We start from the raw sequence: 24,191 nt of genomic DNA on the forward strand, positions 1-24,191 counted from the left end.
TTTTCCTTTTTAAATTCTACTCATTAAATCTTTCCAAGATTTTAGATTGTTTTGTCCTACAAGTTCTGAAGTTTTACCTTTGTTTTTTGCTTGCCATAGTCCTTGTGCATTGAAACTATAAACTGGTTTTAAATCAGGTCTTTTAGTGGCAAGTTTTAAAGTTTTATTAACATTATCTAAAACAACTGGAGTAGAAGTTGGTGTGTGATAATATGTTAGTACCATGTGAGCTTGTTCATATTGTGTTCCACGTCGAAGTAACTTAACATATGTAATTCTTAGTTTATCTTCTGGCACACCTAATTGTCTAAGTGTAAAATATTTTGCAATTGCATAATCTTCACAATCACCTGCACCTGTCCCCATAAATTCAAAGGGTGCAGCCCAATAATCTTTTTTACCCCAGTGTTGTATATCAGTTGAATATTTTATTTTATTAAAAAAATCGTTGACATCTTTAAGTTTATGTAGTATATCTTTTGATTTAGCATTTTCGACCATTTTATCCCAAATTAATACTCTTGTTTCAGCTTCTTCACCATACTTTGCAGTAAATTCATTCAATTTTTCTTGGGAAATATTAAATGTTTTTACTGCAAAGCTAAGAGTTAAAAGAGTAATAAGAAGAGAACAAACGATTAAATATTTTCTCATGTTATTTTTAAAGAGCCTTTTAATTCATCTTCACTAATTTTTTCTATATCATACTTTATGATTAACAAATTCTCTGTATCATTTACATACCATTCATCAATTATACCATTATTATCATATTTTGAAATATTTGTTTTATCGTATTCATTCAAATTTAAATATGCGGTTTGTTTTTTTAGTGGATTTGGTAAAGTAAAAATCATAATTGCCCAAGCAACACAAATTGCAGCAATTGCGATAACTATATCAAATAGAGTTACTTTTTCAAAAAATACACCACCTAATAATCCACCTAAAAATGTACCAAAATAACCATATGAATTAAAAATACCTAAAACAAAACCTCTTTGGTGAACCTTTGCATATTTTGAAGCAAGTGATTGCATAATTGGTTCATGTACATTAAAACCAATAAAAAATAGAACAACACCAATCACAAAAATAACAGGACTAGATGAAGTTCCAATTATCAAATATGACACTCCAAAAAATATAATACCTGCAATAAGTACCTCTTTAAATTTTCCTTTTTTTTCAGCTAATATAGCTGCAGGAGCCATAGCAAAAACTCCAAAAATAGTAGCTGGTAAATAAACTTTCCATAAATCAGCCATTACCCATTCGTAATGTTTTATTAATACCATAGGGATAATCATAAATGCAAAAGTCATAAACCCTTTTTGTAAAAAGTTAGTGATATTCATTTTGATAAGATTTTTATTAAAAAGTACAGAAGTAACAGCACCTTTTTTATTGTATGTATGTGTTATTTTAGGAGGATTTGGAACAGCTTTTAATAAAATTATAATAGATGAAAATGCAATTGCAGCTGTAAGAACAAATAGAGATTCAACCCCTAACCATGAACCAAGTGTAGGTCCTAAAATCATAGCAAATGCAAATGCCATTGCAATACTTCCACCCATCATTGCCATAGCTTTTGGTCGTTGTTCTTCTTTTACAAGGTCACTAATCATTGCAGTTACAACAGCACCAATAGCACCAGCTCCTTGCATAAGTCTTCCAAGAAGTAAAGTTAAAACATCGGTTGATACAGAACAAAGTATTGAACCTAAACCAAATAAAATAAGTCCAACAATAATTGTTCCTTTTCTTCCAAGTTTATCACTCATAATTCCAAATGGAACTTGAAATATCATCTGTGTAAGCGCATATCCACCAACTATAATTCCAACAATACTCGTTGTTGCACCTTGTAAATTCATTGCGTAAACAGAGATAACTGGTAGTACAATAAAAAGACCAAAAAATCTAAGTGAAATAATTGCGCTTAATGGCATAATCGATTTAATCATTTATAATCCTGAAGTTTGATAAAATAAGCAAAAATTATATAGTAAATAGATTAATATAATCATAAATAAGGAAAGTAATGAAAATAGTTTTGGCAACTTCAAATAAAGGCAAAATTTCAGAGTTTAAGAAGCTTCTTCCAAATGAAGAGATTTATACTTTTAAAGAGTTAATTGGTGATATGGAAATAATTGAAGATGCAAATAGCTTTAAAGGAAATGCAATTATAAAAGCAAAGGCAATTTATGAAAAACTAAATAATGAAGATTATATCGTAGTATCAGATGATAGTGGTATTACAGTTCCTGCACTAAATAATGAACCTGGTATTTACTCTGCAAGATATGCAGGTGAGGGCTCAAGTGATAAAGAAAACAATGCAAAATTAATTTCAAAATTACTTGAAAAAAATCTTCAAATCACACCAGCATATTATACAGCTTGTATATGTATTATTTATAAAGGTGAAGTTTATACTGTGCATGGTTGGATGTATGGAAGTGTTATTTCTAAAGAGATTGGAAATGAAGGCTTTGGTTATGACCCTATGTTTATACCTAAAGGTTTTGATAAAACTTTAGGTGAATTAAATCATGAGATAAAAAAAGAGTTTTCCCACAGAAGTAAGGCCTTGAAACTAGCAAAAAAAGTATTAGAAGTAGTTTTATCTTAAAATTTAGGAAAAGTTAGAGATAACTTTTCGCTAAATGAACAACACCTGAAACTATAAATTGTATAGCAATTGCACCTACAACTAATCCCATTAATTTTGTAATAATACTTTGCCCCATAGCTCCTAAATATTTTTTAATATAAATAGAGTTTTTTAAAACAAAATAGAAAATTAAAGCATTTATACTAAATGCCAAAGCAATTGAAATAATATCCGTAAAATTTTCAGCTTGGCTTTTGAAAATAATTATAGTGGTAAAAAGTCCTGTCCCAAAAGCAATAGGAATTCCTATGGGAATAATAGCTTTTTCTTCATCCATTTTAGAATCACTAGGTGTTTTTTCTTTACTACTTCCATTTACCATTGTAATAGCTGTCATTATAAGTATAATTCCACCCATAACTTTCAATGAATTTTCACTAATACTAAATATTTTAAGAACTAAATCTCCTGTAATAAGAACAACAAAAAAAGCAATAACTATTGTCAAAGATGATTTTTTTGCGATTGTACTTATTTGAATTTTTGTTATATTTTCACTTAATAATGATAAGGCTATGGCACTAACACCTATTGGATCCATGATAGCGAAGAAGGTTATTGAATGTTGTAAAAAATTTTGAATAAAATCCATTTGCTACCTTTATACTAAACTAAAGCTAGAATACTACAATAAGCACAATTAAATCTACAATAATCTCCTAAATTAGTTTATATGTTTGATAATTCTTTCGTGTAGATTTATTTCATTATTCAAACTCTTTGAACTTGCAAAAATATCTATTGTAACATCTTGTGGTAAGTTACTTGTACAACTATTTTGAAATGTTATATTTGCATATATTTTATAAATATCTTCATTATAAGATAAAGTATCAAGGCATTTGGTTTTTAAATCTAAACTATTTATGTATTGTTTAAAAAAATCCAAATGAAATTTTGTTTGCATTTGCAAATAAGTGTTTGTAGTATTTGAAATAGACAAAGCCCTTGTTTGAATTATAAAAATTGTAAAAAATGAAAATATTGTAATTAGTATTAAGGTAATTAATAGTGAAAATGATTTTTTCATTTTGCTATAACCACTTCTTGGCAAACTCTACTTTGTAAACAAAGATTTATTGAAATATAGTCATTTTTTGATATAAATTCATATTTATTTACCTCTTTTAATAATAAAGCATCGTCATAATAAAGTTTTTGATTTGAGAATGAGAGTTTATCAAAGTTTTTATTTTTTTGTAAAAATAGTTTGAAATTAAGAAGTTCAAGTTTTGTTTTTTCATCTAAAAAAAGTTGTTCATTTTTGAAAAAAATCTCTTTGTAAAAATATATTGAATATATGGAAATAAGTGAAATAATAAAAATCGATACAATTAATTCTATAAGAGAAAATGATTTTTTATTTAATAAGTTCATATTTATATAGTGAGATTTCATTTTCATTGGAAGTAATTTTATTTACAAGAAGTTTATTTTCAATACCATTTTCTAAAAGAGTTAGTTCTTTTTGTGAGATTTGCATATTTTGATAGTCAGATTTTATAAGTTTGTTTGATATGTTATTTAGATTTTGGAATTTTATGTTGGCACTATTATCGTAATTTAATTTAAAAAATATGCTTACGATAATAGATATAACAACTAAAGAAATAATAGTTTCAAGAAAGATAAAACTATTTTTTAGAGATTTCAACTGCTTTGTTGTGTGCATCTTCAATAGCTTTTATCATTGCACTTCTTACTCCACCTTCTTCTAACGTAGAAACACCAGCAATAGTTGTACCTCCTGGGCTTGTAACAGAGTCTTTTATTACAGCAGGATGAGTTTTTTCTAATAATGCTGCAAAACCTTCAAAAAGACCTTGTACTAAATATGAACTATATTCTCGCTCAAGTCCCGCTTTAACTGCACCATCAGCTATTCCTTCAGCAACTAATGCTAAAAATGCAGGACCACTTCCAGCAACTGCTGTTGCAATATCAAGTTGTGTTTCAGTATTTACCCATAAAGTTTTTCCAATAGAATTAAATAGTTCAATTGCCAAGTTTTTAACTTCTCTATCACCTGTAATTGTAGTCATAGATTTTCTAAGTGATGAAGCAACGTTAGGCATTACTCTTATATAGTATTTAGAAGAGATATGTTTTTTAAGGCTCTCAATTTTAGTACCTGCTAAAATTGAAATAAATAAGTTTGCTTTTCCTTCAAGTCTAACTGCAACACTTTGTAAAGCATATGGTTTTACACAAAAAATGATATTTTTGTCTGTAATATCTTCTTTATCATCATCAAGAACTTTTACTTCTATTTCTGGTATTAGTTTTTTTAGTTTTAATAATTTATCTTCATCTCTACCCAAAATTTCTACACTATAGTTCTTAACTAAACCATTAGCTAAAGCTTTTGCCATCATTCCGTTACCAATTAATGTAATTTTCATATTATGCCTTGAATTTGTTTTTAAAATTATATCAAATATTTCCTAAGGTAGGATTAGTTAAAATACTTCTTTTTACAAAAGGATAGTAATAATGCTTAAATTAAACACATTGATAAAGAAGAGTTTGAGTTTAGTAATGATTGGCGGATTAGCTTTCACTCTTACATCTTGTTCTTCTAAAAAAGGTCCAAAAGAGTATGGGCAACCAGCTATTTACTGGTACAACAAAATTGCAAGTGAAATTGCAAATGCAGATTTAGAAGGTGCAGATGATTCATATATTTCTTTAGAGAGTGAACATAAAAATTCACCTTTACTTGCAACAGCATTACAAATATTAGTAAATGCTCATATTGAAAAAGAGGAGTATGAATTAGCAAATTTCTATATTGATGAATATACTAAAAAATTTGCTGTTAGTAAAAGTATTGATTATTTTAGATATTTAAAAATAAAAGCAAACTTTTTAGCTTTTTCTTCTCAATTTAGAGAACAAAACCTAATTACACAAACACAAAAAGATATTGATGAGTTTATGGTTAAGTTTCCAAATTCACCATATATGCCACTTGTAGGAACAATAAATGCACGTTTAGCGATGGCAAAAGCTTCTTTTGATAAAGAAATAGCAGACTTGTATAAGAGAATTGACAAGCCAAAAGCTGCAGAATATTATGAAGAAAAAGTAGCAAAAAATTGGGTTGATCCAAAAGAAATAAAAGAAGTAAATGTTCCATGGTATAGATATATATTTGAATAATAAAAAATATTTTAGGAGTTATAAATTTAATGGATTTAACAAGTTATGATGAATTCCCACAGGAATTACCGTTAATTATTGAAGATGAGGTATTTTTATACCCATTTATGATTGCACCACTTTTTTTAAATAATAAAACAAATATTAGTGCAGTTGAAAAAGCAATAAATGAAAATAAATTAGTAATAGTAGCAGTTAGTAAAGATGGTCAAGAGAGTAAAGATAGATTTGATGGTCAATTTTATGATGTAGGTGTAATAGGTAATATTATGAGAAAAGTATCTTTACCTGATGGTAAAATAAAAGTACTTTTCCAAGGTTTAGCAAAAGGAAGAATTAGTCAATTTAAAATTGACAATCCTGAAGTTTGTGAAGTGGAAATAATAGAGACAAAACCTTATTCACTAGAAAGTGTTACTTCTGTATTAAATATACTTAGAGATAATGTATCAAAATTATCAAAAATAAATACAAAGTTTCCAGTTGATTTGATAAAAACAATTGATGAAAATAATGATGCAGTTAGAATTGCTGATTTAATATCTTCTGTTTTAAAAGTAACAAAATCACAAGCTTATAAACTTTTTTCTCAAACAGATATTGAGACAAGATTAATTTCAATTATTGAGATAATCCAAAAAGAAATAGAAAATTTTAAAATACAAAAAGATATTACTCAAAAAGTAAATTCTAAAATCGAAAAAACACATAAAGACTATTTCCTAAAAGAACAAATTAAAGCTATACAGCAAGAACTTGGAACTGGAAATAAAAAAGATGAAGAGATAAAATCTTATAAAAAAAGATTAAAAAAACTTAAACCTTTTATGGGGAAAGATGCTTTTAAAGAGACCAAAAAACAAGTTGAAAAATTATCTCGTATGCACCAAGACTCACCTGATGCTTCACTTCTTCAGTCATATGTGGAGCAGGTTTTAGATATACCATTTGGAGAATATTCTGATGAAAAGATATCTGTTGATGCGGTGGAAAAACAGCTAAATAAAGACCATTATTCTTTAGAAAAAGCAAAAGAAAGGATATCAGAGTATTTTGCAGTAAAACAACTTTTAGAACAAAGAGAAGTTGAAAGTGAAAAAGCTAGAGGAACTGTTTTATGTTTTGTAGGACCTCCAGGTGTTGGTAAAACTTCTTTGGCTAATTCTATTTCTCAAGCGTTAAAAAGACCACTTGTAAGGGTTGCTTTAGGTGGTATGGAAGATGTAAACGAGCTTAGAGGTCATAGAAGAACTTATGTTGGTGCTATGCCAGGAAGACTTGTAAAGGGATTAATTGATGCAAAAAAAATGAATCCAGTAATGGTTTTAGATGAGATAGATAAACTAGGAGCAAATCACAGAGGTGATCCAACTGCTGTTATGCTTGAAGTTTTAGACCCTGAACAAAATCATGAATTTAGAGATTTATATTTAAATTTTGCAATTGATTTATCGCAAGTAATATTTGTATCTACTGCAAATGATGCAAGAAGAATACCAGCACCACTTAGAGATAGAATGGAATTTATTGAAATCTCATCTTATACTCCAAATGAGAAATATCATATTGCAAAAGATTATTTAATACCTCAAGAGTTGGAAAAACATGGGCTTAAAAAAAGTGAAGTAAGTTTAAGTAAACCTACAATTGAAACAATTATTTCTTCATATACAAGAGAAGCAGGAGTAAGAAATTTAAGACGTGTTTTTGCTAAACTTTTTAGAAAATCTGCTAAAAAGATTTTATCTGAAGGTGTTGAAAAAGTTTCAATTAATACACAAAATTTAAAACATTATTTAGATAACCCTGTATTTGAAATTGACCCTGCAGATAAAAAAAATATGGTAGGTGTAGCAAATGGTCTTGCTTGGACAGCAGTTGGTGGAGATGTTTTAAAATCTGAAGCAATAAAACTAAAAGGAAAAGGTAATTTAGTTGTTACTGGAAACTTAGGTGAAGTTATGAAAGAGTCTTCAAGAATTTCATACTCTGTCGTTAAGCTTTTAATTGATGAAGGTAAATTAAAAATTGATCAAAATCTTATTCCAATGTCTGTAAAAGAAAAAGAAGAAAATATCGAGTTAGAAGCTAGTGAAGTTTATAAAAGATATGATATTCACTTACATATTCCAGAAGGTGCAACTCCTAAAGATGGCCCAAGTGCTGGTATTACTATGGCTTTAACTATTGCTTCAATATTAAGTAATAGAGAGATTAAATCTGATGTTTGTATGACAGGAGAATTAACTCTTACTGGAAAAGTGCTACCAATTGGTGGACTAAAAGAGAAACTAATTGCAGGGTTTAAAGCTAAGATGAAAAAAGCATTAATTCCAAGAAAAAATTATGAAAGAGACTTAGAGGATATTCCTGCTGAAGTTAAAAAATATATGGAAATCAAACCTGTAGATAGAATTGAAGATGTTCTAAAAGAAGGATTAATATAATTTTATGACAGGAGAGCATAGAAGAGTTAGCCAAGTTGTAAATAATTTCTTTACCTTGGTTTCTATTGTAATAATTTCAATAGTGATGACTCTTTATGCTAAGTTTGGTCCAAAAGAAAAAATTCCCCCAAGAATCAACTCAAATTTAGAGTGTCAAAAACAAACTTTTACTTTTGATGCTATTACTAATCCAACTTTGTTAAAAGATGGAAAATATTATTTAGAAAGTGGTTTATATGTTTTAAATGGAGGTTTTATTAAACCTAAATTTGGGAAGTTTTATTTAAAAGATAAAATTTCTATTGAAGAAGCAAATGAGTTTTTCAAATCATCTATTTCAATTACTCAAAAACAAAACCCAGTAAAATATTTAAATATAAAATATGAAATTATAGAAAATGATAAAAATGACCCTAGAATAAAAGATGAAAAAAGAAAATCATATGCTGGAAAAATCTTAAGCTCTTTTAGAATAAATGGCAAAGAACTTTTTATGGTGGAAACAGAGTTTTTACAGTATGATAAAAATGAAATTAAAGATAGAATAGATTGTATTATAAAGGCTTTTAAACACAATGCAAGATAATAAGTTAATTACAGTTTCAAACTTTATTATATTAGTTACTATATTGATGTATATTTTTCAAACTAATATGGAAAATGGCTCTTTATTTTTGGGATTAAATGTTTTTTTTCTTGAAGCTAACCTTTGGTATCAACCCCTTTCAAGTATGTTTGCCCATGGTGGAGTAGGGCATATTTTAATGAACATGTTTGTACTTTTTCAATTTGGTAATTTAATTGAAAAATATAGGGGTGTAAAAACCTTACTTATTCTTTATTTTATTGGTGGTGTTTTAACTTCATTATTAAGTTTTGCATTTATGCAATTGATGGGAATGAATCATAACCTTGTTGGTGCATCAGGCGCACTATGTGTACTTTTAGGTTATGTTGCTCTTGTTGATACTTATCAAAGAAAGGGTATAATAACTTGGGTTGTAATAATCTCAATTGCACCAGTATTGATTGGATTGCCAGTAGCTTGGTATGCTCACTTAATAGGCTTAGCAGTTGGATATTTTATGGGAAAATTTTTAAGATAATTAACTCATAAAATAAGTAACTACACTCATAACTGCTAAAACAACAAAAATACCAATAAATATCTCTTTTAATTTTATAGTTGGATTAAGTATTCCACAATATGGGCATTGTCTTAGTTTTGGTTCTATTTCACTTTTACAATTTCTACAAGGTTCTATTTTTTATCCTTTAAAAGATAAAAATATACAAGAAATAAATTTTAAAGTCAAATATTTCATTTTGCAATTTTATTTCATTTTGTAATAAAATATTGTATAATTCTTTTATGATTATTCATTTAGATATTGATTCATTTTTTGTATCAGCACATAGAACCATAAATAAAAACTTAATAGGAAAAGCTGTTGCAGTTGGAGGACGAAGCAACCTTTCAATATTTGATAATAAATCAAATATAAAAAAAGTAATAAGTGAAAATAATGGTGCCTTTGTAAGTTCTATTTTAAGTAAAAATAGTGGCACTTTTGAAGAGTATTATAAAGATGCAAACGGACGAATTAGAGGGATAATCACCACATCTTCTTATGAAGCAAGAAGATATGGAGTAAAGACTGCTATGAGTGTAAGTGAAGCATTGATGCTTTGTCCTCATCTTATAATGATACCTCCTGATTATACTTTGTACCATGATTTATCTCAAAAACTTAATAAATATTTATATACAAAAACTCCCCATGTGGAGCAGTTTAGTATAGATGAATTTTTTATTGATTTAAGTGGTTATATTGCTGATAAAGAGATATTGGACTTTGCAAAAGAGTTAAAAGAAGAGGTTTATAATAATTTTAAACTACCAATTTCAATTGGTATTGCAAATACAAAATGGATAGCAAAACTTGCAACAAATGATGCAAAACCTGATGGTATAAAAATTATATATCAAAATGAAGTGTATGAGTATATAAAGGATAAACCAATTTCTGCATTTCCAGGTATTGGAAAAGGATATGAAAAAAGATTATTAGTAAATGGAATAAGAAGATTAGGACAAGTAAGAGATAAAAAAGAGCTTTTTTATTCTTGGAAAAAGCCAGGAATCCAGCTTTATAATAGAATTTTAGGTTTAGATAAGGAACGAACACTTACAAGAAATTCTAAAAAGTCTATTGGAATAGGGCGTACTTTTGACCCAGTTCAAGATAGAAATGAGATAAAAAGAAGAATAGTTATTTTGTGTAGATATCTTAGTTTTTTGGTATTTAAAGAAAAAGTTACTCCCCAAACATTTTTTCTAAAAATAAGATATGACTATAAAAGTAAATCAAAAGATTATATAAATACAAATAGGTTATTCAATGAAAAATATTTTAAAGATGCTATTTTATTACTTTTTAAAAAAATCGATATTCATCCAACACATTATATTATTCAGTTAAATCTAACAGTATCTAATTTTGTAGAAAATAATAATCATAGTTTTAATATTTTTGAATATGAGAATGATAAAAAAAATTTGGAATTAGCAAGTAAAATAAATGATTTAAGGGACAAATATGGTATTAATATTATTAAAAATGCTATAGAACTTTAAATAATATTAATAAAAAGAATTAAAAAAATAATTTATTTGAAGCAAATAATGTTATAATAAAATTTCAAAAAAATTATGAAGGAATAAATTGTTCACTAATATAAATACAAAAAAAAGAATGATTATCAATATGTTGATTTCTCAAATTGGTTTTGCCACTATATCAATTACTACAATTTTAGCAGCTTCTGATTTGGTAGCAATAATAGCTGTAAATATCATATTTGCTTTAGTTGTTGCTTATACAAATTTAGCAGTGATGAAAAGAATAGTTGGTGGTGTAGAAAGACTTGATAAATATTTTATGGATATTATGGATTTTATGTTTTATCGAACTAATAGGGTTCAAAAAGCAGAATATATAAAAAAAGATGAAATTGGTTTTGTCTTAGCACAAATGAATTCTCACTTTGAACATATAGATGAAACACGAAAAAAAGATATGAAAGTACTGGGTGAAATTATTTTGTCACTTGACAAAATACAAAAAGGAATTTTTCACTGTAAAGTAAAATCAACTACTGAAAATTTTATGATTAGAACTTTGGCTAAAACTGTAAACACTATGATAGATAGTTTAGAAAAAAATATGACAGATGTTAAAGATAGATTAAAAGAATATACAGATGATAATTATAAAAATAGTGTAACAATTGATAAAAAAATAACGCATGAGTTAAGAGAAGTAATGGAGTCTGTTAATATATTAAGAAATACTTTATCTACAAATGCTCAAAATAATTTAGAAAATGGTGAACTTCTTTCTCGAAACTCTGATTATATGACATCTTCTATGGATATATTAGCTAAAAAAGCAAATCAACAAGCTGCTTCATTGGAAGAAACAGCTGCTGCATTAGAAGAGATAACTTCACTTACTAGAAATAATGCTGAAAATGCAAATAAAATGGCAGATTTAGGAGAAACAGTAAAAAAATCAGTAAAAAATGGACAGGTATTAGCTTCTCAAACAGCAACTTCAATGGATGAGATAAATGAACATGTAAATGCAATAAATGAAGCAATAACAATAATTGACCAAATAGCCTTCCAAACAAATATTCTTTCACTAAATGCAGCCGTTGAAGCAGCAACAGCAGGAGAAGCTGGAAAAGGATTTGCTGTTGTTGCACAAGAGGTGCGAAATCTAGCTTCTAGAAGTGCAGAAGCTGCAAAAGAGATAAAAAATTTAGTTGAAAATGCAACTACAAAAGCAAATGACGGGAAAATTATTTCTGATAATATGATAAAAGGTTATGATGAATTAAATACTCATATCTCTGGAACTATAGATATTATAGATGATGTTAGTAGTGCATCAAAAGAACAAATGAGTGGAATAGAACAGATAAATTTTACTGTGACTTCTTTAGATAAAGCAACGCAAGAAAATGCTAGTGAAGCAGGAAATGTTTCTGAACTTTCAAAAGAGATACAAGAGTTAGCAACAAAATTGGTAATAGAAGCTAAAATGAAGCAATTTTAAGGAATATATTAATGGCAAATGAAAAAGAAACAGTATTAGATGAATATGCTTTTTTAGTAAGTGAAACAGACAAAAAAGGAATAATAACTTTTGCAAATGATGATTTTTGTAGTATTGCAGAGTACTCATTAGAAGAATTAATCGGACAACCACATAATTTAGTAAGACATAAAGATATGCCAAAGGCTGCTTTTAAAGACCTATGGGATACTGTCAACAGAGGAGAAATTTGGACTGGATATGTTAAAAATGCGACTAAGTCAGGTGGATTTTATTGGGTATTTGCAACTGTTTACCCTTTTATTGGGTGTGATGGTTCAGATGGTTTTCTAAGTTGTAGGAGAAAAGCAAGTACAGAAGAGATTGAAGAGTATAAAGAACTTTATAAACAGATGATTTCTCAGGAGTAAAAAAAGAAAAAAAGTAGTATAATTTTTCAAATTACTTAAAGAGAGAAAATGAATAGAAATAAAGAAATTGTAAAATCTTATTATGAGAATCTTTGGAATAAAAAAGATAAATCATATATTGATAAACTGTTTGATGATAACATACTTTTTAGAGGTACATTAGATATCGAAACAAATGGTAAAAAAGAGTTTGAAGAGTACTTTGATATGATTTTAAGTGCTATTCCTAATCTATACCATGGTGTTGAACTTATGATTGCTGAAAATAATTTAGTAAGTGCAAGAGCCATATATAACGGAACTCATATGGGAAAACTTTTTGATATAGAAGCCACAAATAGAAGAATCCGATATAACGGTGCTTCATTTTTTAGAATAGAGAATGATAAGATTAAAGAAATTTGGGTTTTAGGTGATTTAAACTCTTTATACAAACAATTAACCAAATAATGAAACATAGTGATATCAATGATTTTCATCTTTTAGATATAGAAAATGAAATACATCCTTCTGTATTTTTTAAAGATGAAAATTATGATTTATTTATTTTTAGAATCCCCCAATTAGTAGATAAAAAAGTAGTTCCACTTAGTAAAGCTTTTATTATTACAGATAGTTCATATTTTTATTATGATAAAAAAAATAAAGAGTTTTTGAACTTAAAAAATGTTGATGGTTTTTATCAATATTTAAATAAAGATGTTGATTCTATATTAAAAATGATTAATGAGTATATAGAAGAAATAGAAGTTATAGAAGATAGTTTTTATGAAAATAAAATTGATAAAAACTTCAATAAAAAATGGTTTTCTTACAAAAATAACTTTATAAAAATCAATAGAGTTTTATTTAAGTGTGTAGAGGTAATATCAAGTTTAATCAATCATTATAAAAAAGATGAAGATTATTTGGAACGTAACTTTGAGGATATATTGGAGCATTTACAAAGAGCTTATAGAAACTCAGGTATGCTTTTAGAAAAACTTGATACCTTACATAACTCTTATCTTGTAGAAAATAATGAACAGATGAATAGAACAGTTTATATTCTAACTTTATTATCAGGGATATTTTTACCTTTGAATTTGATTGTTGGATTTTTTGGTATGAATACAACTTCTTTACCTTTTACACAAGGAGAAGGAGGAACTTATTTAGTTTTAAATACTCTTTTTATCTCTGCAGTTATATCTACGCTTTTAGTCTATTTTATTAAAAAAAGGTAATTTTTAATTACCTTCTTCTAAATAAAGTTTTGATAACACTAAAATCATAGTATCAATAGCTTTTTTTGTAGTTGTTTCTTCTACTGTATGATAGCCAATAGTTGGAACTTGCAAAGTTGCACCTTGAATTTCACCCTTAGTTGCATCAATTATTCTTCCAAGTTCTGTAACACCAATTGAACCTTTAGTGCCAGCACTTGTCATTAGATTTTCTAAATAGGCATCTTTGTAATGATAATTTATATTGTTCTCTAATACAATTTTTTTAATTTTTGTTTCTAAAGGTGATCTAAAATAAGCATTTTCATCTCTATTTCTTAAAACAATATCTAAATGATTGATATCATCTACACTTTTATATGGACTTGTGTCTAATACAAGTAGTTCATTTGTATTTATATCAAATCTTCTAAAATATTCAAGTAAAAATCTCCAGCTTTTTCCAGCCTCTTCACTTGCAGTGAAAAATGCAGTTCCTTGATAACCTAGCTGATATAAATATATTATTATGGCAATAGAAATAACATTATCAAGTTGTGCAGAAACTAAACCATTTTCATCTATTTCTAGACTATCCATAAAAGCAATAGCAGTTCCAGGTAAAAGGTGTTCTAAACCATCAATTTTAAAGATAATATTTTTTCTTCTATTACAAAGAAAAGCATCTTTTATTATACCCATTCCTAAATAACTTCCAGACCAAGGTTCATAAGCTTGAACTTTTTGATCAATAAATCTCATTTCAAAGTTTTTTAAAAGCTTTTCAGAGTTTGAATTTCCCCTTAAGTCAGCCTGATTTTTTGCAATAAAAGCAGCATATTGAAACTCATTATGTCCAGTACAAATTAGTCCATGTCTATCTGCATGTCCTGATATATAACCGCTGTCAGGATTATTACCCTTAGCAACTAAAACTCCATCATAATATTCAACATTTAAATCCAATTCCTCAAGTTCTCTTTTTACTCTCATAAAAAAAGGATGTTCCGCCCCAACAACACTTGGTGTTCTAATTAACTGTTTTAAAATATCGTAAAACTTTTCCATTACTCAATGATCTCTTCGTTATTTAATTCGTAAAATTCACTTTGTTTTATTGCATCTTCGTTAAAATATTCTATTTTATCTTCCGCTACATTTAGATTTCTGAATTTTGCTATATGAAAAATCGCATCTCCTTCTTGTACAAGGGGAATTTGAGATTTACCAATAATTATACCATCAAAAGGGGATAATATTTCAAAACTATTATCATCTAAAGGTTCATCAATATAAGCTATAACTTCATTTTCTTTTACTGTGTCACCCAAGGCTTTTATGGTTCTAACCATACCACTTTCATTTGCTCTAATCCATTTACTTACCCTTGAAGTAATTGGTGTTTTGGTAGTTTTTCTTATGACTTTGGGAAGCATCCCATTTTCTCTTAGGACATTTATTATACCTTTTACACCAATTCTTATACAAGTTTCATCAAATCTTAAAGCCTCACCTGCTTCATACAAAAGAATTGGTGTTCCCATCTCTTGAGCCTCAGCTCTTAGTGAACCATCCCTTAATTCAGAGTGTAAAATAACAGGTGCTTCAAAAGCACGAGCCAATTTTAGAGTATATTCATTATCCATATTTGTTCTAATTTGTGGCAAATTAGATTTATGTATTGAACCTGTATGTAAATCTATTCCTAAATCACATTTAGAAACTATTTCATCAAAAAATATTTTAGCAATTCTACTGGCAATGGAGCCTTTTATACTTCCTGGAAAACTTCTATTTAAATCTCTTCTATCTGGTAAATACCTAGATAATGTCATAACTCCATAAACATTTACTATTGGTGCAAATATTATAGTTCCATGTAGTTTTTTTAAAATATCAAGTTTTCTTAGTCGTCTAATTATTTCAATACCATTTAATTCATCACCATGTATAGCTGCACTAATAAAAACTGTTGGTCCAGTTTTTCTACCTCTTATTACTCTAATTGGTAGATGAGTAGGGGTATTATAAAGCTTTGGTAATTCAAGTTGAATCTTTACTTCTTTGCCCTTTGGTATTGCTACATTGCCAATAACTAAATCGTTATTTTGCATATATGTTAAGCTCCAATATTATCTTTTTTAATTTTTCTTTTTTTAGGGTTTATTTCACATCTAGGAGTTACACTTTTTTCAATATACTCCATAATCTTACCAGCAATATTTATACCAGTTGATTTTTCAATTCCTTCTAATCCTGGGCTTGAGTTTACTTCCATTACAAGAGGTCCTCTTGAAGAAGGTATCATATCAACACCACAAACACCAAGTCCCATAGCTTTGGCTGCAGCAATTGCTGTTGATTTTTCTTTTCTTGTTAGTTTATGGGCTGTTGCACTTCCACCTTGATGAAGATTAGATCTAAAGTCACCTTCAGCACCTTGTCTTTTCATTGCTCCAACAACTTCACCATTTACAACTAATGCTCTAATATCAGCTCCTCCTGCTTCTTCAATATATTCTTGAACAAGTAAGTTTACATCCATGCCGTAAAAAGCGTCAAGAACTGACTTTGCGGCTTTTTCACTATCTACTAAAACAACACCAACACCTTGTGTTCCTTCTAAGATTTTTAAAACTAAGGGTGCTCCACCAGATAATTCAATAACATCTTTTGCACTAGATTTATTAGAAGCAAAAACTGTTCTTGGCATATCAACACCTTTTTTTGATAAAACTTGTAAGCTTCTTAGTTTATCTCTACTTCTAGCAATTGCTAAATTTCCTGAAGTACTAAATACTTCCATCATTTCAAAGTGTCGCACCATAGCAGTACCATAAAAGGTTCTACTTGCTCCAATTCTTGGAATAATTGCATCTGGAGTTGGTAATACTTGTCCTAAATAGTTAATTACAAGTTCACCTTTCATTATTTCAATAGTACATTTTAAATAATCTATAACTTTTACTTCCCAGCCTTTTGCGGTAGCTTCTTCAACTAATCTTTTAGTTGAATATAGGTTTTTATCCCTTGATAATACATATACTCTCAAATTATTTCTCCATTTTGTTTATTACATAAATATTCTTGTGCAACATCTACTAAAAATCTATCTTTTAAAAATCGTCTCCCTATTAACATAGGAAATTTCATATCAGCTCTATTTGTAAGGGATATAACACTTTTATAATTTTTACCAAAAAATTTCACAACTACTTTTATTGATGGTCTTGCTTGAACAGTACCATTAGAACTCTTTACGTGTTTTATTTTGTATAAAGGTAAAGTAATTCTTTTACCATGATATGAAGGATGAATCTCATCCAATAATGTAAAACTAACTTTGTCATCTTTAATAACAATATCATCACAATGAAGTGCGTTTGAATCAGCACCCGTATCAACTTTTGCATCCAAATCAAATAACTCTAAGTCAAGTATTGAAATGCTCTCTTTTCTTCCAACTATTTTTTTATTGATTGGATATCCTTTCGGGTTTTTAAAAATTATAGCATAGTTTATAATAAATAATAGGAGTTTAAATAAAAAGTTTTAGATGCAAATATTTACTATTTTAGTAAATATTTGCATCTTAGAATAAAGTGAATTAAAAAGTTTTAGATTTAACTATTGGCATATTTTTTTTAATTATTAATAAAAGGTTTTAAATCATTATCTAATTTTTTTGCTTCAACTGTATCTTTCCCTACAAACTCTTTTTCGTTTGCATTTTCAATTACAATTTTTGCAATATTTTGCGTATTTCTTGCGATACTTGCCGTTTGACTTGCCACATGAGCATTTTGTTGTGTTTGTTGGTCAAGTTCTGAGACAGCATCATTAATTTGTTCAATTCCTGCTTTTTGTTCTTTTGATGAAGATTCTACTTGAGAAATAAGTTCTATTGTTTTAGAAATATTTTCATTTAATCCATTATAACCTTCAATCATTTTGTTAGCTATTACTTTTCCGTTATTTGCTTTAGATGTTGCATTTTCAACTAAATCTTTTATCTCTTTTGCAGCTTCAGCTGAACGCGATGCAAGATTTCTAACTTCAGCTGCAACAACTGCAAAACCTTTTCCAGCTTCTCCAGCAGTAGCTGCTTCAACTGCTGCATTTAGTGAAAGTATATTTGTTTGAAATGCTATTTGATCAATTACGGTAATGGCATCATTTATAGCATTAACTTGTTCATTTATATCATCCATAGATACATTTGTTTCGTTTGCTAGGGCTTGTCCATCATTTGCTGATTTTATCAATTCATTTGCATATTGAGACATCACTATTACATTTTCTGTATTACTAACTATTGTACTTGTTATTTCTTCTAATGCTGCCGCTGTTTCCTCTAATGAAGCTGCCGCTTGATTAGAACTAGCACTTAAAGTTTCTACATTAGACATCAATATATTTGCACTATTATTTAATGTTAGTCCATTTGCTTTATTTTCAATTAACATTTCTGTAATAAGATTTGTTACATTATTTAAAGCAACTGGAATTTTTCCATTATCATCTTTTATAGTGTTTGTAAAATCTAATTTTGCAAAACTTTCTAATACATCTAAAACTTTATTTGTACTTCCTACAACAATATTATTTAGGTTCTCTAACATTTTATTCATATTTAATCTTAATTTTTCAAGATTTTCTGATTCTATTTTATTTTCAAATCTTTTATACAAATAACCTTTATTTATCTCTTCAACCATTAAGATTACTTCTTGAATAAATTTTTCATCACTTTCAATAAGTTTTTTTGTTTTCAAAATATTTTCATTTATTACTTTTGACATTTCACCTATTTCATCATTTGAAGATACAGGAAGTTCTTTTACTTCAGAAGATTCTTTATTTAAATATTTAAAAAATCCTAATAATCCATTTTTAAAATTATTTATTGGATTTACAATTATTTTAGTTACAAAAAATAAATTAATTGCAATAAACAAAATTATTAATATGCAAGAAATTATCATAATTTCATTTCTTAACTCATGTGCATTAGTTAAAGCTTCTTCTTCATCAATCTCTGCTACTATAGCCCAAGTTCCTTCTCCATCAAATATGTCTATTTTTTTGAATACACTTAATACAGGAACATCTCTATAATCATTGATTATCCATTGTCCATCATTTTGTTTTTTCTCAAAAACTGCTTTTGTAGAGTCCGTTTTTATTTTCCATATACCAATAGTAGAATTAAGTTTTTTTACAAATGGATCATTAATATCTTTAGTAAATCTTGAGTCATTTCTCATTGCATAATCACTACCAACTAAATAACATTCTCCACTTTCTCCCAGTCCTGCTTCTTTATACTTTTTATCAAAACTCATAATTTTGTTTATCATATCAATTGGTAATTGAAATATTAAAACACCTTTTTTTATATCATTTATAAATATTGGTGTTGCAATAAATGAAGCAGCTCCATTGTAGCTAGGTTCATATGGTTTAAAATCATCAAATGCTATTTCACCCTCATTTTTATTTAAAGCTTTTTCATAAGCTTTTGCAAGACCTGAATCTTTATATGGACCATTTTTTAAATTAGTAGCAAAATCTTTTTCTTTAAAGTCTGTATAGATTACATTACCTTTTAAGTCAACCATAAAGATGTCGTAAAGTTGAAAATTTGTCAAATAATTATTAAATGTTGGATGAAAAGTTTGATGTGCATTCATATATGTTGAATCATATTTTGGATTGTAAGTTAATCCATTTTTTTCACCTATTGGTTTATCATTGTCAGTTATAAAAATATATTGTGCGATTTTGGCATTTATATCTTCAGGAATATAACTACTAACAGCTTTTTTTTGTGGAGAGTTTGGAATACCATAATTCACAGAATTTAAATAATTAGTTTCAAAATCTTTTTCCAAAGATGATTTTACATTATTAGTGTCCATATTGATTTCATCTGATAATTTATAAAAACCATCTTCCAAAGCACTAAAGGCATCTTTTGTTGATTTTGTATTTGATAGAGAAATTAATAATGATTTTAAACTTGTAAAATAATTTTTTATTTCATCACTTTTCGCTACTTTTATAGCTATTAGTTTGTTCATTTCTGATTCTTTTAATGATTTTGTTGAATCAACTACAGCAATCACTGTTATAATTACACCTAAAAATAAAAGACATAAAGTTATTATTGATAGTAACTTAGTTTTTATCGACTTGTTTGACATTTTGCTTTCTCCTTAAATAAATAATAAAATTATTTTTTTTGTTATTTTAGCATACGAATGGTCACATATGCATAGAATTTATAAAAATTATAATTTAATGTAATAGATAGCAGAATTTAATGGAAGTTTTAAAAGTGGTGCGCCTGACTAGACTTGAACTAGCACGGGTTGCCCCATACGCCCCTCAAGCGTACGTGTCTACCATTCCACCACAAGCGCACTTCAAAATTTAAGGAAGAAATTATATATTAGAGTAGCTTAAAAAAGGCTCTAGTAGTCTATGCCGAGAAATATTCAGGCTGAAAAGTTAAGTTAATTTTGATAGTACCAAGGTAAAAAAGGTTTATCAAAAAGTTTGAAGATAAAATTAATAGATGAATTTCTATCTTCTTTGATGAATTCGACTTAATGAAATTCTTATTATATGATTGCTATTATAACAATTAATTAAAGTTAATTTAATTAATTAACTAATATAATTGAATTAATAGGAGATAAATAATGTATTTATATATAGATAAAGGTGGCACATATACAAGATATCAAATTGATAATGGTGAGATTTTAATCTCAGAAGAAAAAAATTTTATATCTTTTTTAAAACAAATACTTCAAGTACATAAGGATATTACTCATGTAAATATTTCTTTTGCAGGTCAAGTAAATAATAATATCATTCACTCTGCACCAAATATAGGGATTGAAAATTTTGATTTTAATGAAGCTTTTCCAAATCATAAAATAAAAATAGATAATGATCTTAATTGTGCGGTATTAGCAGAATCAAAATATTTTAATGAAAAAAATATTGTTGCACTTTATGTTGGCACAGGAATAGGTGCAGGGATAGTTACTGGTGGTAATCTTGTTCATGGTGTTGCAAATTGTGCTGGTGAAATAGGGCATATACCTTTTAAAGCTACTCCATTTTTATGTGGATGTGGAAAAAATAATTGTGTAGAACTACATACTAGTGGCATAGCTTTAAGCAAATGGTCTAAACACTTAGGTAAAGAAATTAAAAGTTTAGACGAATTTCCTGAAACTCTATACAAAGAGTTTTTAGAGGGCTTAATGTTTAGTGTAAGTATTTTAGTAAATATTTTTAATCCTAAAGTTTTGGTTATGGGAGGAGGCGTGATATCTAATAATCCATTTTTGGTAGATTATATAAAAGATAATATTTCAAAATATGCATTCCAAAATAACTTAAAAGAACTTCTTATTGAAATGACTTCTCTTGAAAATGCACCTTTAGATGGTGCGAAACTATTATAAATCCTTAAAAAAGGTTTGAAAAGTAATAATCAAAAAATCAGCGGATTTAAACTTTTCAAACCAAGTTAAAAACTATTAGATAAAAGATTAAACTACTTTAATAAACATAAAATACTATCAAAAATATAAAATATTTTTATAATTTATTAATTAAATAAAGTAAATTTAATATTTATTAAAGTTTACTAATGATAAATTTCTTCTGTTTGTTCTCCCAAACAAAAAAATTTTAAATCACTAAAATGTTAAGAAGGGGTTAATATGAAAGGAGTTAAGATGAAGAAGGTGGCTTTTAGCCTGGTGGCAATTGTTACAATGGGGGCATCTGCTTATGCAGATACTAGCGATAAAATAAGTGGAGAGGTTTCAGCATTCTCTAAAAAAGTAACTCAAGATGGTCAAAGAGATACTGGATATACAAATAGTTCAGTTTCTATTAATTATCAAAGAAGTTTAACAAATGAAATAAAACTAAATCTAGGTTTTATAGGAAATAATGTTTTAAACGAAAAAAATAATGGGGACTTTGGTAAAAGTAGTGCACAATTAAGAGTATCAAATCTTGCTTATGAAAATAGTGATTTTGGTTTATCTATTGGTAGGCAAGCAATTGGACATGATTGGTTCGGAGATTACTTTGAAGCAGCAGTTGCTACATACAATGGTATAGAAAATACCGCTATAAAAGTTGCATATGCAAATAAAAGAAATGGTGGTGGAAATGATGGAGCATTATCAGATTTTACTAATAGAGATGCTGGAAAAGCTACGTTAATTGATGGTGTTTATACTATTAATGATACTAACAAAATCCAACTTTATTATTTTGGTGGTAGTAAGTTTTTTACAGCAATAGGTGGAAAATATAGTACAAGTATTCAAGGTGTTGGTTTAAGTGCAAGATATGTAGCAACAAACGAAGATAGTAGAAGCGGTAAAGAAAATGGCTCAATTTTAAATATTGATGGAACTTATACAATGGATAATTTCAATTTCAAAGCTGGATATGCTCAAACTGGCAAAAAAAGTGGTGTTGGTAGTTTGATTGTATATGGTGATAGTGGAAATCCATTTGATGAAAATGATCAATTTTTTGGTATTGATACATCTACATTATATGTTGGAGCTGGTGTAACTGTTTCTAAGATTAATTTGAGTGGACTTTATGGGACTACTAGTTATGGTAGCAGTGATAGAAGTGAATTCGATATTGCAATTAGTACAAAAATCATTGATAATTTAGAGCTTAAAGCTTCTTATGCAGATATTTCTGATGATGCTGGAGATAAGAGTTTTACAAAACTTAGAGTTATTTATACGTTTTAAAAAATTGTATTTATATATATTAAGGTTATTTTAGGTGTCAAGGTATTACCTTGACAATATCAAGGTTATTTTACGAATAGCTTTTTTTATAATGGGGATTATTTATGAAATTAATTAAATCATTTGTTATATGTAGTTTAATGATAGGTTCATTATTAGCAGGAGAGTTAAATATTGTTACTGGTTCTGTTGGAGCCGATGTTGAATTTACTAAGAAATTACTTAAAGACTATGAAAAAATGTATGGACAAAAAGTTAATGTTGTCGCAATGCCTACTTCAAGCTCGGATCAGTTTAGTCAGTATAAATTATGGTTAGCTGCAAAAAATTCTGATATAGATGTATATCAAACAGATATAATTTGGGCGCCACAAATAGCAAACCACTTAGTTGATTTAACACCTTATGTTCAAGATGTTATTAATGACCATTTTCCAAGTATTGTTGAATCTCAAACGGTAAATGGAAAACTTGTTGCAATGCCATTTTTTACAGATGCACCTGCACTTTATTACAGAAAAGATTTACTTTCAAAGTATTCACTTAATGTTCCAACTACTTGGGAAGAGCTAACACAAACAGCTAAAATTGTTTTAGAAAAAGAGAATGACCCAAAACTTCAAGGATTTGTTTGGCAAGGAAATGCATATGAGGGTCTTACTTGTGATGCCCTTGAATGGATTAAATCTTATAATGGTGGACAAATTATTGAACCTAATGGAGACATCTCAATTAATAATAAAAATGCGGCAAAAGCACTTGATTTAGCAAAAACATGGCCAAGTACTATTTCGCCTGCAGGTGTATTAACTTATCAAGAAGAACAAGCTAGAGGAGTATGGCAAACAGGTAATGCTGTATTTATGAGAAATTGGCCTTATGCATACTCTTTAGGAAATTCTAATGATAGTAATGTAAAAGGGAAATTTGATATAGCACCACTTCCTAAAGGTGGTAAAAATGGTAAAAGTGCAGCTACTTTAGGTGGATGGAACTTGGCAGTTTCAAAATACTCAAAAAATCGAAATGATGCAATTAGACTTGTAAAATTCTTAACTGATAAAAAACAACAAAAATTAGCAGCTTTAGAACTTACAAAACTTCCAACAATTAAATCTTTATATACAGATAAAGATATTGTTACAAAAGCTCCAATGATTCCTGCTTGGAAAGATATATTTTTAAATGCAGTACCACGTCCATCTGCACCTACAAAAAAAGCTTATAATGAAGTTTCAAAAGAGTTTTATACAGCTGTAAATAATATATTATCTGGAAATGTAAGCACTAAACAAGGACTTAGTGATTTAGAGAAAAAGCTAAAAAGAATTAAAAGAAATAACTGGTAAT

General features: G+C 28.0%; 24 protein-coding genes, 1 tRNA gene and 1 pseudogene. 13 read left to right on the forward strand and 13 right to left on the reverse strand.

Annotated features, from left to right (window positions below):
- Positions 1-9 precede the first annotated feature (9 nt).
- Both ACQY5W_RS03175 and ACQY5W_RS03180 read right to left on the reverse strand, forming a co-directional pair.
- A complete protein-coding gene (locus ACQY5W_RS03175) occupies positions 10-654 on the reverse strand; it encodes a transglutaminase-like cysteine peptidase (protein WP_428023494.1) in 645 nt (214 codons plus the stop codon).
- Positions 651-1,970, reverse strand: a complete 1,320-nt coding sequence (locus ACQY5W_RS03180) for an MFS transporter (protein WP_428023495.1) — start codon at positions 1,968-1,970, stop codon at positions 651-653. The genes ACQY5W_RS03175 and ACQY5W_RS03180 overlap by 4 nt, the downstream gene beginning before the upstream one ends.
- A 77-nt stretch (positions 1,971-2,047) precedes the next feature.
- Between ACQY5W_RS03180 and rdgB the strand changes: the two genes are divergently transcribed.
- Positions 2,048-2,641 carry an RdgB/HAM1 family non-canonical purine NTP pyrophosphatase gene (gene rdgB / locus ACQY5W_RS03185; protein ID WP_428023496.1) on the forward strand — a complete coding sequence of 198 codons (594 nt, stop codon included), beginning with the start codon at positions 2,048-2,050 and terminating at the stop codon, positions 2,639-2,641.
- Between the two features lie 13 nt (positions 2,642-2,654).
- On the opposite strand, the gene ACQY5W_RS03190 is transcribed toward rdgB, so the two are convergent.
- The 5 genes from ACQY5W_RS03190 to ACQY5W_RS03210 form a co-directional block, all read right to left on the reverse strand.
- Complete coding sequence (locus tag ACQY5W_RS03190; protein WP_428023497.1) at positions 2,655-3,275, reverse strand: MarC family protein; 621 nt, start codon at positions 3,273-3,275, stop codon at positions 2,655-2,657.
- A gap of 72 nt (positions 3,276-3,347) precedes the next feature.
- Positions 3,348-3,713: a hypothetical protein gene (locus ACQY5W_RS03195; protein WP_428023498.1), complete on the reverse strand. Its 366-nt coding sequence runs from the start codon at positions 3,711-3,713 to the stop codon at positions 3,348-3,350.
- Positions 3,710-4,087: a prepilin-type N-terminal cleavage/methylation domain-containing protein gene (locus ACQY5W_RS03200; RefSeq protein WP_428023499.1), complete on the reverse strand. Its 378-nt coding sequence runs from the start codon at positions 4,085-4,087 to the stop codon at positions 3,710-3,712. The genes ACQY5W_RS03195 and ACQY5W_RS03200 overlap by 4 nt, the downstream gene beginning before the upstream one ends.
- Positions 4,044-4,337: a hypothetical protein gene (locus tag ACQY5W_RS03205; protein WP_428023500.1), complete on the reverse strand. Its 294-nt coding sequence runs from the start codon at positions 4,335-4,337 to the stop codon at positions 4,044-4,046. The genes ACQY5W_RS03200 and ACQY5W_RS03205 overlap by 44 nt, the downstream gene beginning before the upstream one ends.
- Entirely contained in the window at positions 4,318-5,085 is a 768-nt protein-coding gene (locus ACQY5W_RS03210) for a pyrroline-5-carboxylate reductase (RefSeq protein WP_428023501.1), read from the reverse strand. The genes ACQY5W_RS03205 and ACQY5W_RS03210 overlap by 20 nt, the downstream gene beginning before the upstream one ends.
- 91 nt (positions 5,086-5,176) lie before the next feature.
- Here ACQY5W_RS03210 and bamD point away from each other — a divergent pair, with 91 nt between their 5' ends.
- From bamD to ACQY5W_RS03255, 9 genes and pseudogenes are all read left to right on the forward strand, one after another.
- A complete protein-coding gene (gene bamD / locus ACQY5W_RS03215) occupies positions 5,177-5,845 on the forward strand; it encodes an outer membrane protein assembly factor BamD (RefSeq protein WP_428023502.1) in 669 nt (222 codons plus the stop codon).
- A 29-nt stretch (positions 5,846-5,874) separates the two neighbouring features.
- Entirely contained in the window at positions 5,875-8,292 is a 2,418-nt protein-coding gene (gene lon / locus ACQY5W_RS03220) for an endopeptidase La (protein WP_428023503.1), read from the forward strand.
- A 4-nt stretch (positions 8,293-8,296) separates the two neighbouring features.
- Positions 8,297-8,878, forward strand: coding sequence for a hypothetical protein (locus ACQY5W_RS03225; protein ID WP_428023504.1), 582 nt, complete (start codon positions 8,297-8,299; stop codon positions 8,876-8,878).
- The gene (locus ACQY5W_RS03230) at positions 8,868-9,398 is read left to right on the forward strand and encodes a rhomboid family intramembrane serine protease (RefSeq protein ID WP_428023505.1); all 531 of its coding nucleotides are present in this window, start codon (positions 8,868-8,870) and stop codon (positions 9,396-9,398) included. The genes ACQY5W_RS03225 and ACQY5W_RS03230 overlap by 11 nt, the downstream gene beginning before the upstream one ends.
- Positions 9,399-9,664: 266 nt before the next feature.
- A complete protein-coding gene (locus ACQY5W_RS03235; RefSeq protein WP_428023506.1) occupies positions 9,665-10,930 on the forward strand; it encodes a DNA polymerase IV in 1,266 nt (421 codons plus the stop codon).
- 739 nt (positions 10,931-11,669) lie between these two features.
- Positions 11,670-12,416, forward strand: a pseudogene (locus tag ACQY5W_RS03240) (methyl-accepting chemotaxis protein); the annotation flags it as partial.
- 11 nt (positions 12,417-12,427) lie between these two features.
- Complete coding sequence (locus ACQY5W_RS03245; RefSeq protein ID WP_428023507.1) at positions 12,428-12,826, forward strand: PAS domain-containing protein; 399 nt, start codon at positions 12,428-12,430, stop codon at positions 12,824-12,826.
- A 48-nt stretch (positions 12,827-12,874) separates the two neighbouring features.
- Positions 12,875-13,276 (forward strand): ester cyclase, encoded by a 402-nt coding sequence (locus ACQY5W_RS03250; RefSeq protein ID WP_428023508.1) that lies wholly within the window; start codon positions 12,875-12,877, stop codon positions 13,274-13,276.
- A complete protein-coding gene (locus ACQY5W_RS03255; protein WP_428023509.1) occupies positions 13,276-14,052 on the forward strand; it encodes a CorA family divalent cation transporter in 777 nt (258 codons plus the stop codon). Before ACQY5W_RS03250 ends, ACQY5W_RS03255 begins: the two co-directional genes overlap by 1 nt.
- Positions 14,053-14,055: 3 nt before the next feature.
- Here the strand turns inward: ACQY5W_RS03255 and ACQY5W_RS03260 are convergent, their stop codons facing one another.
- From ACQY5W_RS03260 to ACQY5W_RS03285, 6 genes are all read right to left on the reverse strand, one after another.
- Positions 14,056-15,099: a peptidase M42 gene (locus ACQY5W_RS03260; protein ID WP_428023510.1), complete on the reverse strand. Its 1,044-nt coding sequence runs from the start codon at positions 15,097-15,099 to the stop codon at positions 14,056-14,058.
- The gene (locus tag ACQY5W_RS03265; protein WP_428023511.1) at positions 15,099-16,145 is read right to left on the reverse strand and encodes a succinylglutamate desuccinylase/aspartoacylase family protein; all 1,047 of its coding nucleotides are present in this window, start codon (positions 16,143-16,145) and stop codon (positions 15,099-15,101) included. Before ACQY5W_RS03265 ends, ACQY5W_RS03260 begins: the two co-directional genes overlap by 1 nt.
- 5 nt (positions 16,146-16,150) lie before the next feature.
- Positions 16,151-17,083 carry a 30S ribosomal protein S6--L-glutamate ligase gene (rimK, locus tag ACQY5W_RS03270; RefSeq protein ID WP_428023512.1) on the reverse strand — a complete coding sequence of 311 codons (933 nt, stop codon included), beginning with the start codon at positions 17,081-17,083 and terminating at the stop codon, positions 16,151-16,153.
- Entirely contained in the window at positions 17,080-17,511 is a 432-nt protein-coding gene (locus ACQY5W_RS03275) for an ATP-dependent zinc protease family protein (protein WP_428023611.1), read from the reverse strand. The genes rimK and ACQY5W_RS03275 overlap by 4 nt, the downstream gene beginning before the upstream one ends.
- 164 nt (positions 17,512-17,675) lie before the next feature.
- Positions 17,676-20,237, reverse strand: coding sequence for a methyl-accepting chemotaxis protein (locus ACQY5W_RS03280; RefSeq protein ID WP_428023513.1), 2,562 nt, complete (start codon positions 20,235-20,237; stop codon positions 17,676-17,678).
- Positions 20,238-20,372: 135 nt separating this feature from the next.
- A tRNA-Leu gene (locus tag ACQY5W_RS03285) sits at positions 20,373-20,456 on the reverse strand.
- 282 nt (positions 20,457-20,738) lie between these two features.
- On the opposite strand from ACQY5W_RS03285, the gene ACQY5W_RS03290 reads away from it, so the two are divergent.
- The 3 genes from ACQY5W_RS03290 (at position 20,739) to ACQY5W_RS03300 (ending at position 24,190) form a co-directional block, all read left to right on the forward strand.
- Positions 20,739-21,515: an ROK family protein gene (locus tag ACQY5W_RS03290; protein ID WP_428023514.1), complete on the forward strand. Its 777-nt coding sequence runs from the start codon at positions 20,739-20,741 to the stop codon at positions 21,513-21,515.
- 276 nt (positions 21,516-21,791) lie between these two features.
- On the forward strand, positions 21,792-22,841 hold the full coding sequence (locus tag ACQY5W_RS03295) for an Opr family porin (protein WP_428023515.1): 1,050 nt from the start codon (positions 21,792-21,794) through the stop codon (positions 22,839-22,841).
- Positions 22,842-22,945: 104 nt separating this feature from the next.
- Positions 22,946-24,190, forward strand: a complete 1,245-nt coding sequence (locus ACQY5W_RS03300) for an ABC transporter substrate-binding protein (protein ID WP_428023516.1) — start codon at positions 22,946-22,948, stop codon at positions 24,188-24,190.
- Position 24,191: the final 1 nt, after the last annotated feature.

Source organism: Arcobacter sp. (assembly GCF_050300555.1).
Classification (GTDB): Bacteria; Campylobacterota; Campylobacteria; order Campylobacterales; family Arcobacteraceae; genus Arcobacter.